We start from the raw sequence: 12,987 nt of genomic DNA, 5'->3' as shown, positions 1-12,987 counted from the left end.
TTTTAAAACCTGCGAGGTCTGGAATGGGAATTAAGGTTGCCCCAAATAAAAATCGAAAGGTTTATCGCGGTCGCAAACCAGTGTACCGTCTTTATATTCGAGTTCGGCTACATGGATGGAGGTACGTTTATTGGCATAAGAAAAGGTATAATCCTGATCAAGCGTGCCTTCGAAATGCGTTTTACGGCCAGGGTGGGTAAAGTAAAAAATATAGGCCTTATCTCCTACTACTTGTACATCGGCATGGGCGCCTGTTGGCGTATCTTCGGGCCTATGGCCAGGCACATCCAGCACCATACCCTGCTTTTCCCAGCTTTTACCATCTTTTGACCGGTACACCCGTTGCCCGTGCCATTCGTCGGTAATCATCCAATACCAGTTATTAAAGAAAAAAGCTTTTGCACCCTCATGTGGAGCACCACCAATAGCAGGTTCGTTTTGGGTAGTCCAATGTTTCAGGTTTTTGCTTTCAGCTGTCATGGTAATACTACCTCTCGAACTGTCTTTATACCACATGTGCCATTTGCCATCAGGCATTTTTAACAAAGTCGGATCAATTACATGTTCCGAATTGAGCGAAATAAAGCCCTTATATTTCCAGTTCCAAAGGTTTTTGCTGGTATAATGTGCAATTTTGGCTGTTCCGCCCCAATGGTTGCGTACGCCTTGTATGTAGGCAAGGTACATATGGTAAATACCTTTCTCGTAAATTACATCAGGTGCCCAAAAGGTATTTACGCCAGGTTCGAAATCAAGGTTGAGCGCTCCTTTATATACAAAAGTTTGTCCCTTATCCGTTGAGGTTGCCACACCTATATTGGTTCCATAACAATAAGCCACATCATTGGTCTGCGCATTTGCCCTGCGCTGGGTATAAAGCATCCACCAGCTTTTTTCGGCATGGTTATATACCAGAACGGGATCTGCTGCACCATCATATATCGGATCGCGGTATAATGGCGATGGTGCTTTATGCAGTTCCTGTGCAGTTGCTGCCACCGATAAAAACAACAGAATGGATAAAACAGGGATCTTAAATTTCTTCACGGTTAGGTTATTTTGGTTAGCATGGCCAAATAACAGCATTTACGCCGCAGCACAAAACCGAACCGTCTCAATCTTTCTACTTATCTGCTCAAATTTTATTTTGGCCCAAAGCCAAGTATTTCTTTAATATATTTGAAGCTGCTGACCAAAATGTATTGAAAAAACTCTTTATCCTATTATCCCTGTTGTTTTCGGCCAATTTGCTTTGGGCGCAGCCATACTATTTCAGGCATTATCAGGTAGAAAACGGACTTTCGAACAATACGGCATTCTGTAGTGTACAGGATGGCAATGGTTTTATGTGGTTCGGCACCAAAGATGGATTGAACAGGTTTGACGGCTACTCTTTTAAAACCTATCGGCATGATCCAGATAAAGCAGGCAGTTTGGGCAACGACCTGATTTATGCCCTCCATCACGATGGTGACCAAAACCTCTGGATAGGCACCAACGATGGGGTTTTTCTTTACAATCCGGCTAAAGAAAGTTTTTCGCTCATCAAAGAAACCAAAGGGATGCGCATTATCGACCTGGGCAGCGATCACAACGGAAACCTTTGGATCTTATCCTCCTTTAAAATTTATCTCTATCAAAAAAGCAGCAGGAAAGTAACGCTTTTTACAACCAATGCACCTTTTGATGCCTCTTTGGTTACCATTTTAAAAAACGGCAGTATCTGGATCAGTACCGGACGGGGAACACTGGAGAAATACAACCCTAAACTGAATACTTTTGAAAGTTTTAATGTAAACGGTAAAAATAAAAAACCCGAATATGGTTGGGTATCACGGATTGCAGAAACAGAAAGTGGCCTGTTGCTTATCGGTACCACCAATCAGGGAGTTAAACTTTTAAATCCTGTTACCTTACAATCCAGGAACATTTTAAGGCTAAACGATGATCAAACGCCGATTTTTGTGAGGGATATTAAAAAAACAGGTCTGCATGAATTTTGGATCGCAACTGAATCGGGCATTTACATCTATAACGACGAAACCGAAGAGATTACCCACATCCAGAAACAGTACAATAACGATTATTCGTTAAGTGATAACGCAGTTTATACCATTTGCCAGGACCGTGAAGGCGGCGTTTGGACGGGTACCTACTTTGGTGGCCTCAATTACTATTCGAGCCATACTTCCTTATTTACCAAATATTTTCCCCAAAAAGGCAGCAATGCGATCAGCGGAAGCGATGTAAGGGAAATTACGAAAGACCAGGCCGGTAATTTCTGGATCGGCACGGAAGATGCAGGGCTGAACAAACTGGATGCTAAAACCGGCCTATTTAAACACTTTTTACCCGACGGAAAACCTGGGAGCATTGCTTATTCGAACATACACGGCTTGTTGGTAGATGGCGACAAACTCTGGGTAGGCACATTCGAGCATGGCCTTGACCTCATCAGCCTAAAAACAGAAAAGGTAATTAAACACTATCAGGCGGGCATCGGCAACGCCTTACGCACCAACTTTATTGTTACCTTTTGTAAAACAAAGGCAGGACAAATTGTAGTGGGTACCATTAATGGCATTTACCGTTACAACCGGAAACGCGATGATTTTGAACCTATTGCGGACCTCCCCTTTCTTTTTTACGATTCGGTAATCGAAGATAATGAGGGCAATATCTGGGCAGGAACGTTTAACGATGGTGTTTTTAAATTCAATTTATCAAAACCGGGTTTTATCAATTACCGCAATAAGGCAAACGACTCAAAAAGCCTTAGCCATAACACCATTAATAGCGTTTTTGAAGACCGTAAGCATAACATCTGGATTACTACCGATGGAGGCGGCCTGTGCCGTTTCGATAAAAAAACAGCTCAGTTTAAGCGTTATGGTGTAAAAAATGGCTTCCCGAGCAATTATCTTTTCCGTGTGGAAGAAGATAGCTCCAATAAGTTCTGGATTAGCAGTACCCGCGGACTCATCCATTTCGATCCTGTTTCGGGATTAAGTAAAACCTATACTAAAGCAAACGGCTTGCTTACCGACCAGTTCAATTATAATTCGGCCTACCAGGATAAAGATGGCAGGATTTATTTCGGTAGTGTAAAAGGACTGATCAGTTTCGATCCGGGCAACCTCAAAGCTACTGCTTATGCAACGCCAGTTTTTTTAACCGGCTTCCAGATCAACAGTGCGGGTGTAAATGGCACGGATTCTATCTCTAACAAATCGATCGTTTATGCCGATACCATTGAACTTAACCACAACCAATCGTCGTTCAGTATCGATTTTGCCGCTTTGAGCTACCGTTCGCCCGAAATGACGGAATATGCCTACAAAATGACAGGGCTTTATAAGGATTGGGAATATTTAAAAACCAACCGAAAAGTATATTTTACCAAACTCGCACCCGGCACTTACGTGTTCGAAGTAAAAGCGATGGTTGAAGGCAGCAATAACTGGAGCAATAAAAATGCAAAATTGCTGATCAAAATCTTTCCACCGTTTTATTTAAGTCCGTTGGCCTACTTTATTTATGTTATGGCCACTGGCGCTATTATTTTATTCTTAGTGCGGAGGTATCATCGAAAAATTGCGCTGAAAAACAAGAGACGGATGGAAGTTTTCGAACATGAAAAACAAAAGGAAGTTTACCAGGCGAAGATCGAATTTTTCACCAATGTGGCTCATGAGATCAGGACACCGCTCACCTTGATTATCGGTCCGATGGAAAAACTGATTAAACAGGCTGATAGTGTGCCGGCCATCGAAAAGAACCTCCGCATTATGGGGCGCAATACCGACAGGCTGCTCAAATTGACCAATCAGTTGCTCGATTTCAGGAAAACAGAAACGAGCGATTTCTCCCTGAATTTTGTAAAGGCCAATATCAGCGAAATCCTTAAAGATGTTTTCGTCCAGTTTCAGCCCGCAGCCGAACAGCGCAGCATCAATTATTCGATCAACCTGCCCGAAAAGGCATTCCAGGCCTATATTGACGTAGAAGCTTTTTATAAGATTATCAGCAACTTGGTTGATAATGCCATCAAGTATGGTAAAACGACCGTAGAGATCGAGCTGTCGAAATCAGTTGAGCAGGATAAATTTAAGGTGTATGTTAAAAGCGATGGCAATAAAATACCTGTAGAAATTAAGGACAAGATTTTTGAACCCTTTTTTAGGGCAAAGGAAACGCAGATTACCGCAGGAACGGGAATCGGACTTTCGATTTCCAAATCGCTGGCACAACTGCATAGCGGCGAGTTATATCTTGATTTTAATGAACATCATTTTAATATATTTGTACTGGAACTGCCTATCCATCAACTTATAGAATTTAACCTGAACGGAAAATGGAAGAAATTGTAGGAACACCCACGACGAAAGATCACGGAGAGATAGAAAAAAACGTGGTATTATTGGTAGATGACAATGAAGATATCCTCGATTTTATATCGGATGACCTGGAAGAGAAATACCAGGTTTTACAGGCCAGAAATGGCGTAGAAGCACTCGAAATTTTACAGCACGAAATTGTTCAGCTTATTATCAGCGATGTAATGATGCCCGAAATGGATGGCTTTGAGTTTTGCGCCAAAGTAAAATCCACGTTGGAGTTTAGCCATATACCCGTGATTTTACTTACTGCTAAAAATTCGCTGCAATCAAAAATAGAAGGACTTGAACTGGGAGCCGATGCTTATGTAGAAAAACCTTTTTCGCCAGAGTTTTTACAGGTGCAGATTTCGAGCCTGATCAAAAACAGGAACAAAATCAAAGAATATTTCTCGAGCTCGCCTCTGCTGCACATTAAAAGCATTGCCTATTCGAAAGCAGATGAGGTGTTTTTGGAAAAACTGCAGGATACGATCAATAAAAATATCAGCAACCAGGATCTTGACGTTGAACATTTGGCAGAAAAGATGAATATGAGCCGCCCAACGCTTTACCGTAAAATTAAATCGATCTCGAACCTGAGTCCGAACGAACTGATCAATTTGGCAAGATTGAAGAAAGCAGCAGAATTTTTAAACGAAGGCATGCTGAAAATCTACGAGATTTCGGAGATGGTGGGTTACAGTTCTCAATCGCATTTTGGGCGTAACTTTGCCAAACAGTTTGGCATGTCGCCCACTGATTATTTGAACAGTAAAACAGCGGAAAAGAAAAAAGGCTGATTTAAGATTCGTCACCCCGAATTTATTTCAGGGTCTTTCATACAGATAGATCTCTCCATTCCACTAGCGATGTAAAATCGGTACGAGTTGTGTTCCAGTCGAGATGACGATCGCTAGAAATAAACTATTCACACTTTTTCTTCCTCAAATTCAAACAATTAGCAAACCATTGTTATTATCCTATATTATGTGTAAATTGTATTAACCAAAATATAGAAGTTATGAATATGCTTAAGAAAATCGAAAACTGGGGGGATCATCACCACCCAAAATGGCTAGACTTTTTCAGAATCTTATTAGGCCTTGTTTTAATGTGGAAGGGTATTGATTTTTATGTCAATATGCAGGCATTTAGCAATTTAATGAGGGGCGCTTTCTTAGGTACGGCAATCAGCATCAGTTTATTGGCGCATTTCATTATTGTGCTTCACATCATTGGTGGTTTAGCCATTACATTAGGCACCTATACGCGCACATTCTGCCTGATTAATTTACCGATACTGATCGGTGCCGTATTCTTCATCAATATTTCGGGAGGTATTTTTAAACCCTACTCCGAATTTTGGTTTTCCATTTCGGTACTGGCCGGATTAATCTGTTTTGCCATTGAAGGAAACGGATATTTATCGGTAGAAAGACAGAGAATTCACCCAAAAGAAGCAATTTAATTCAAAATACGGCAACAGTTTTTGACTATTAATGGCTTAAATCAGTCGTGTATTGATGTTTTTTCATTTTTTTATTCATCGTAACTAAATGATTAGCAACACTTAAAATATTAATTAAAATATTTGATGGGAAAAGGTTTGCAGATTTGTTCCAAATTCCTACTTTTGCAGCGGAGAGCTGGCAGAGTGGTCGAATGCGGCAGTCTTGAAAACTGTTGACTGTAACAGGTCCGGGGGTTCGAATCCCTCGCTCTCCGCAGAAAAAAATGAAACCCGACGATAGTCGGGTTTTTTGTTTTCCGTGCTTTCCAATAAGGGGCAGCCTTAAAATTGAAAATCGGAAAACTAAAGATGAGCGTAGCAAATAACTCGTTTGGTGAAACCCTTCTCTTTTTGACATCACCGCAGCGCAGGTAATCCTTGCCCACAAATACCATTTGTTCTAATGATGTCTTTGGTTCCAATTTCGGGTAATCATCATCAGCTGCGATATCAATATACGTCTTTGCAATATCAAATCCGAAGCTACTTTGGCTATAATATGTAGTAAATATTCCTATTCAATTGTATTTTTTATCATTAAAAAATATTAGATTCGTCATGCAGTTTAATGTATTATTTTACGCTCATTACCGACCTATTTTCAAAATCATCCTTTTACCAAACTAAATTAACAACCATGAAAAATTTATTAAAGTACCTACTGCTTTTAAACATTGCATTGTTCTCTGTGGCTTGCCGCTCAGATAAGGACGGACTTTTAGATGAACCACCAATTACGGCAAGCACCGAATTCTACAAAAACGCGAACGAACTGGCTGCGACCTACGATCCTTCAAACGCCGTAAGCCAGACAATGAGAAATCAGATTTACGATTTATACAAGGCAAAAAAGTGGAGCGAACTGGAAACATTGTTTATCAACAACAATTTAAACGGAAAATGGCCGCCTGCAAACGGAGGTTTCAATACTCAAGATGATACACCTATTACGATGGGACAAAAATACGATAGATACAGTGGTGCGATTGGAACCTACAGCGGAACAGGAGTTCCAACTTTGGGAGGAAGTTTTACAAGTCCAATCATCAATGGATACGTATATTCGTTTGGACAAAGAGCCTTGAATCAACCGGAAAATACTTATGATTTTTATTACGAAATCGAAGTTTTAAATAATTCATTAAATTTCAAAGGTCAAACAGCAGATATTATTCCCTGGTTTAATCAGGTGGGTAATGGTAAGCAGACCATGTGGAAAATCCCGATAGATCCAGCGACTGGTTACCAAAAAACCTGGAATAAATTGGCGCAAGAAGGGTATATTAAATTAACAATTAAGAAAAACCCGAGTGGAAAATACCCGGGAGCTGTGGGCGTAGTTATTCCTCAATAAAATCATTAGATGTATTCCATTTCAAAAAAAATATCCATTGAAAAACAGGTTTCTGTTATCAGAAATACCTTCAGTAATGCAGAGATCGGTAACTCAGCAGAAGTAAAATTCGAATGTTGTAACTGTAAACATGAAAATATCGTTAAAATAACACCTTATGAATCAGGATTTCCGATTTTTCAATTGTACAATAACGAAAAGGTTTTGGCTAAAAATGAATTATTAAAAAACAAAATTGTCTCCGAAACCTCCATAAATTTACTTCACTTTGGAGCATTAACGGTAAATGATTTACCAACATTGTACTTTGGAACAGACTGCCCGTTTTGTTATTCAAAATATATTTGTGTTTTCAGCTATGGTGAAAAACAACCAGGGCTAACTTTGCTTACCATTTCGGGCGTATGGAAATATAACGAAATTTAAGCCTGGATAGCTCAAAAATTGCCATTTGCTTTTCAGTAAAGTGATGAGCGGGTATATTTTAAAAATCAGAGCCTGAAATTGAATAATTTCAGGCTTTTTTCGTTTATAGATAGTATGTATATGACCTAACGGCGCATCATTGTAAACCTGATACAGATTAATCATATACGGTAGTACCAGCATATGTTGCTGGATATTGTTATCACAAATTATAATGTTCTTTATATTATTAGTTATTTTTAATAAAAAAAGAATTGCCATGAAACTTTCTTCAAAAACGGAAAACATTTTGGGTCAGCTCACAGATAAAACCAAGCTGGGAGACTTACGGAAGATTGCCAAGGATATCAAAAAAGATCATGGGCTGGCTATGGAGTTATGGTCTACAGGAAAGTTTTTTCCCAGACTATTGGCCATCTTGATTATGGATAATAAGCAGATTTCGCAAGATTTTGCTAACCAACTCGATAGAGATATGCAGACTTATCCATTTGATGAACGAAATCAGTTAATTGACTGGTTTTTCGCCAACCAACTAACAAAAGACAAGAAAACAATTGCCATGATTGAATCATGGGAAAATAGTCATTCTCCTCTTCAGCGGCGCACCTTCTGGTATTACCAGGCCCGTTTGAGGTGGATGGGGCAAAAGCCACCCGCAAATACACCAGAATTATTAAATAAAATAGAGGCTAACATTGCCAAAGAAGAACCAGAAGTTCAGTGGGCAATGAATTTTACAGCAGGATGGATTGGCATTTATGAAAAACAATATCGGAACCGGTGTATCGCCCTCGGAGAAAAAACAGGACTATATAAAGATCAAATGGTATCAAAAGGTTGCACACCAGATTATTTACCGGAATTCATTGTTATTGAAAGCAACAAGCGAAATTTATAATACAACGAACAACGTCTGGTGTACCTACTTTACTACAGGTAACCTTACATATTAGGCTGATTTTATATTAACATTTATAGATATTCCTATGGGATAAGCATCTATCTGCCTATAAAGATTCGATAGCATTATCTATTACATTATATACCGGTAGCCCTTTTATACATGCGTACCTGTCGGCACCCGAGAGATAGTTCATATTGCCCTTTTCGTCCCTGCTTTCTCTGAAATGTGACATTACATAACCCTCCTCAATACTGAGGGCTTTTAGTCCTCCCAATCTTTCCTTTTTTACAAAGTAAGCATTGTTCCCTACTGAATTTGAACCCACAAAACAGTAGCCTTTTTCTTCGGCCAGTATACAAAATGCCTTTAGCGATGCACCAAAATAAAGATGGCTATAGTGTTCCCTTTCCCTTACAAAATCGGCTTTATAAGGTACTGTAATTGCCCGATCTTTTCCCATAACGCTGTTATATTCTACCACTACAATGGTAGGCTGTACAACGTTTATCGCTTTCCAAACCCAGTAGTCATTGCCATCAATATCAACTGATAACAGCCCGATCTCCCCTGATAATCCGCCCCTGTCGATCAGCTCGTTGATATTTTCAACCGTTATAAATGAATGTACCACTTCCAGCTTGTGCTGATAATAGATGACGTCGGTTTTAATGTAATCAATGTCTTTTTTACTGCCATCGATCAGCAACCCGCTCCAATTGTCGTTTTTGAGTAGAAACCGCGTATTGGATTCTATATATTTTTCTACACCGAACTCAATAAATACTTTGTTGGGAATATCCACTTTATGGATCAGATACTGAATGATACCATCATCTCCCGATTGGGAAAATACCTTAAATTCTGCCTTTGCAAGATCGTTCAGGATAGCTAGTTTTTCGTTTTGCCTGGCAAGCAGTTTTCCCAAGAGCAGGATATCTGTTTGTTGGCTATTCTTAACGGTGTATAAAAAGTGGCGCAAAACATTTATTAGTTTCCTTAGTCGTTTCATCAGGTTCGATATGAATTTGTATGCTTGATTAAAAAATTTCCCGGCTTTTTCCCACAAGATTACAACATCAATATTGTTCATCTTTACACCTCTGAAAATACACATTTAATTTTTATGCAGGACAAAACCTTTTGAAAAATATTAATAGCGCTTTAAGTCTTCACCCGAATTTCGACTGCGAATAGTATAATTAACAAGCTTTTTGTATTATATCTTCCCAAAATATTATAAAAAAAAAATGAAGCCAGATAATCGTTGTTTCAGGCTTTTAAGATTTAACAGAAACATCAAATGTTAATATTTTAGCGATCTACTGCCCACTAACTACCAATTTATTAACCAGTGGCATAACTTGTTTTTTGGCCCCAATTAATTTGGAATATCTTTGTACCATGAAAATCCATATTCTTGGTGCATCGTGTGCAGGCTCAACAACGCTTGGCGAAGCTTTATCTACCCGGTTAAATATCCCCTATTTTGATACCGATAGTTTTTTCTGGGAAAAATCGGCCATTCCCTATACCGTAAAAAGAGATCCAGCATTAAGGAACCAAATGCTTAAGCATGAATTAAGCCAAAAAGAAAAATATATTGTGGGCGGCTCGCTGGTAAGCTGGGGCGGGGAATGGAAACAACTGTTCAACCTTGCTGTCTTCCTTTACCTACCGAAAGAGATCAGGATGGAACGTCTGGTAAAAAGAGAAATAGAACGTTATGGAAACGATATCTACGAGGATCAACAACGGCACAAATTATTTCTGGAGTTTATAGATTGGGCTTCAAAATACGACGACCGTTCTTTTACAGGCCGGAATATCGGCATCCACGAAAACTGGCTGGAAGGTGTAAATTGCCCGGTTATAAAAATTGAGGGAGATACCACGGTAGCAGAACGGTTAATGCGTGTTATTGATGTTGTTGAACATATTTAAACGCTTTCTAATAATTTAATGGTTTGATCAATAAAATTTAAAGTACTGTTTGGATAATCTGCCTTGATATAATTTTTCTCCTTTTCTGTTCTATGCGTTATTAAAATTATCAGTGATTCTTCTTTCACTTCTGGTGAAATCGATTGTGCATACTTTTCAATAATATCTAATGCCATAAGCCTGGCTTCGAACTCCTGCTCGCAAACAACCTTTATCATTGTTGTAAAATATTCTTTTACTTCCAGTTCGTACAAAGCGAAAATTAAAGTACCGGTGTTGTTAAACAGTTCGTGATCGGTAATTTTTGCTATCAGCGCGGGAACAGCCTCCTGATATTTTAAATCTGAAAAAAGCATGGCAATATGGTTCCGTAAATTCGGGCTTTTTACAACATTAAATATCCGTAGTAATTCTTCTTTGTCTGCAGCTTCCAAGTGCTCCAGCTTTATGTTTTTAATTGCTTTAATGAGTTCGTTTTCCACTTTGGTTATGGGTCTTTACTGTGCCGAAAGCTAATGATAATACAGGTTTTAAGCAACCGCTGTGTATCTTTTATTTAAACTTTATCAGATAAATATTCTTCTTATTGCCTTTAAGAAAGTAAAATATTGTTTTCGAATCGTTATCAATGTATTCTACCCGAATATTCTTTTTATTTAATGTTATTAAATTTTTATTGATGATAGCAACCTCTATTTGTTTAATAAAACCATATTCCTTTACTAAGCTATTATAAAATCTTAATAATTCGTTATGGGAATAGTTTACATAATCCAAATCTCCATAAACCTTAGTATCATATAACTCGCCGTTTTCTGTATAATTTCCCTGGGTGGTAACGAGATATTTAGTGCCTTTAAAAACAAAAATGCTGTCTTCATCTTTGGTGTAATAAGCCGGATGAAGTTTCATCGCCTTAATGTGGTTAATTACAGTGATCCTTTTTGTAGGTGCAGGTGTTAACAGGTATAGCGCGAGGACGGAAATAAGGAAAGCCTTAATCATGGTTTTTTACTTTTTATTTTTCAGGGCCGGAGATAATTGAATCAGCAATTTGGGTTATTAATATTGGTCTATTTAGAGCAATGGCCTATGTATCGCAGGTTATCTCATCCCATTCCGCATCTGCATAGCGGATAAGCCAGTTCAATGCATAATGCCGCTCGTAAACCACACCGGGCTGAACTGTTTCCATCGCATACCTATTCAACCGCGCGTCTACACAGGCCCAATCCAAACGGTAATATAAATCATTAACATCAAGGAGTTCTTTTACAGTTTTGCTGTTATTAGCCGCTTTGATAAAAAGATTGGGATCTTTATCGCCACCAACAGGGTATTCGCTAAGTGGAATATCGTTAAGATTGCAAAGCTCCTCTGGAAAACCAAGTTCATCTACCTTACCCAATGCCCACAAGAGCGTCCAGATGCATTCACTTTTCCACGTTTCGATAGTACGCCTTTCAGCCGTGGGATTTAGTAAAAAGTCTTTTTCATTGGGGGTGGTATCATCCCAAAGTTGATATTCTTTCAGGTAATTGATGGCATTTTCTGCCGAAAGAACTTCAAAGGCCACAAAATTGGTTACGGCCAATACACAAACCCGGGTCGCAATTTCGCGGGGTGTTCTAATGGTGGTTTCGGCTTCTGATTCAATGCAGGGCAAATGACTGTTGATTTTTATTTTTTTATTGATGAGGAAAGCTTCGTTTGTAGCTTTCCGTTCGAGCTGCTCGGCGGATATGTTACTTTGATCGGCATCATAATATTTACTTTCAATCTGAACATCCAGTTTGTCAACCTCACAACGGCCATCGGTATCCAAAATCAGGTTTAAATATTTATCAAGAAAATGCTGACTATCCGACCTGCTGATTGGGGTATCCGGTTGGGCAAAAATGATGGCATCGAAAGCCAATGCCAGGCGCTCAATCAATGGTTTAAGTTTTTTGGTATCACCTTCCTCCTGCCACATTGAAAATTCGCAGTTAATGGTCTCTATTTTACGGAGCAACAGGTTCTTCACCTCCGGTTTAGTGGTGGGTAACGACGATACGTAGTTATAGAGCCCATTTATATTAACAGCCAAAGGGCTATTGTCTTCTTCAGAAAACTGATAGGAAGGTTTTTCCTTTTGCCGGTATGAAATGTTTATTTTTTTGTCGGTGCTGAATAAACCTCCTTGAATGATAAGTTCGGCATAATGGCTTTCGTTATCCTTACGTGTGGTTAATAGTGCTTTAGGATAAACTTCGCGTAGGGTATCAATAATTTTATCGAAACCAACATAATGAGAGTAAAAAGTAGCGATCATACCGAAAGCTAATTATTCTATCACATTTAAACAAATAGACTTTTCAATAAATCTTAAAAACTGGGGGCTTAAGTACGTACAATGAGCAGTTTTAATACGAGCAGTTAATAAGTTTATATTATTTTTTTCAATCCACGTTGTCATCCTGAGCGTAGT

Annotated in this window: 12 protein-coding genes and 1 tRNA gene; 8 read left to right on the top strand and 5 right to left on the bottom strand. The window is 38.9% G+C overall.

Translation table 11 applies throughout. The annotated features are described in order from the left end of the window. Nucleotides 1–30: 30 nt before the first annotated feature. A complete protein-coding gene (locus tag B2V92_RS08630; RefSeq protein WP_293306897.1) occupies nt 31–1,047 on the bottom strand; it encodes a glycosyl hydrolase in 1,017 nt (338 codons plus the stop codon). A 155-nt stretch (nt 1,048–1,202) separates the two neighbouring features. Between B2V92_RS08630 and B2V92_RS08625 the strand changes: the two genes are divergently transcribed. From B2V92_RS08625 to B2V92_RS08595, 7 genes are all read left to right on the top strand, one after another. Further along, nucleotides 1,203–4,370 carry a ligand-binding sensor domain-containing protein gene (locus B2V92_RS08625; RefSeq protein ID WP_293306895.1) on the top strand — a complete coding sequence of 1,056 codons (3,168 nt, stop codon included), beginning with the start codon at nt 1,203–1,205 and terminating at the stop codon, nt 4,368–4,370. Then, nucleotides 4,355–5,179, top strand: coding sequence for a response regulator transcription factor (locus B2V92_RS08620; RefSeq protein ID WP_293306893.1), 825 nt, complete (start codon nt 4,355–4,357; stop codon nt 5,177–5,179). The genes B2V92_RS08625 and B2V92_RS08620 overlap by 16 nt, the downstream gene beginning before the upstream one ends. Before the next feature lie 221 nt (nt 5,180–5,400). After that, nucleotides 5,401–5,847, top strand: a complete 447-nt coding sequence (locus tag B2V92_RS08615; RefSeq protein ID WP_293306891.1) for a DoxX family protein — start codon at nt 5,401–5,403, stop codon at nt 5,845–5,847. A gap of 172 nt (nt 5,848–6,019) precedes the next feature. Continuing rightward, a tRNA-Ser gene (locus tag B2V92_RS08610) sits at nt 6,020–6,104 on the top strand. 422 nt (nt 6,105–6,526) lie between these two features. Continuing rightward, nucleotides 6,527–7,243 carry a hypothetical protein gene (locus tag B2V92_RS08605; protein ID WP_293306889.1) on the top strand — a complete coding sequence of 239 codons (717 nt, stop codon included), beginning with the start codon at nt 6,527–6,529 and terminating at the stop codon, nt 7,241–7,243. Nucleotides 7,244–7,252: 9 nt separating this feature from the next. Continuing rightward, nucleotides 7,253–7,669, top strand: coding sequence for a hypothetical protein (locus B2V92_RS08600; RefSeq protein ID WP_293306887.1), 417 nt, complete (start codon nt 7,253–7,255; stop codon nt 7,667–7,669). Nucleotides 7,670–7,928: 259 nt separating this feature from the next. Continuing rightward, nucleotides 7,929–8,570, top strand: a complete 642-nt coding sequence (locus B2V92_RS08595; RefSeq protein ID WP_293306885.1) for a DNA alkylation repair protein — start codon at nt 7,929–7,931, stop codon at nt 8,568–8,570. A 109-nt stretch (nt 8,571–8,679) separates the two neighbouring features. Here the strand turns inward: B2V92_RS08595 and B2V92_RS08590 are convergent, their stop codons facing one another. Next, on the bottom strand, nt 8,680–9,585 hold the full coding sequence (locus tag B2V92_RS08590) for a hypothetical protein (protein ID WP_293306883.1): 906 nt from the start codon (nt 9,583–9,585) through the stop codon (nt 8,680–8,682). Nucleotides 9,586–9,977: 392 nt separating this feature from the next. On the opposite strand from B2V92_RS08590, the gene B2V92_RS08585 reads away from it, so the two are divergent. Then, nucleotides 9,978–10,517, top strand: coding sequence for an AAA family ATPase (locus tag B2V92_RS08585; RefSeq protein WP_293306882.1), 540 nt, complete (start codon nt 9,978–9,980; stop codon nt 10,515–10,517). On the opposite strand, the gene B2V92_RS08580 is transcribed toward B2V92_RS08585, so the two are convergent. From B2V92_RS08580 to B2V92_RS08570, 3 genes are all read right to left on the bottom strand, one after another. Then, the gene (locus B2V92_RS08580; RefSeq protein WP_293306880.1) at nt 10,514–10,999 is read right to left on the bottom strand and encodes a hypothetical protein; all 486 of its coding nucleotides are present in this window, start codon (nt 10,997–10,999) and stop codon (nt 10,514–10,516) included. The two genes, B2V92_RS08585 and B2V92_RS08580, sit on opposite strands and share 4 nt — an antisense overlap. A gap of 70 nt (nt 11,000–11,069) precedes the next feature. Then, on the bottom strand, nt 11,070–11,522 hold the full coding sequence (locus tag B2V92_RS08575; protein WP_293306878.1) for a hypothetical protein: 453 nt from the start codon (nt 11,520–11,522) through the stop codon (nt 11,070–11,072). 85 nt (nt 11,523–11,607) lie between these two features. Further along, nucleotides 11,608–12,831, bottom strand: a complete 1,224-nt coding sequence (locus B2V92_RS08570) for a DUF4272 domain-containing protein (RefSeq protein WP_293306876.1) — start codon at nt 12,829–12,831, stop codon at nt 11,608–11,610. Between the last annotated feature and the right edge of the window lie 156 nt (nt 12,832–12,987).

Origin of the sequence: Pedobacter sp. UBA5917 (genome assembly GCF_002432345.1) — a bacterium.
Lineage (GTDB): Bacteria > Bacteroidota > Bacteroidia > Sphingobacteriales > Sphingobacteriaceae > Pedobacter.
Note: the sequence above shows the minus strand (reverse complement) of the source record. Positions and strands in the feature narration are given on the sequence as shown.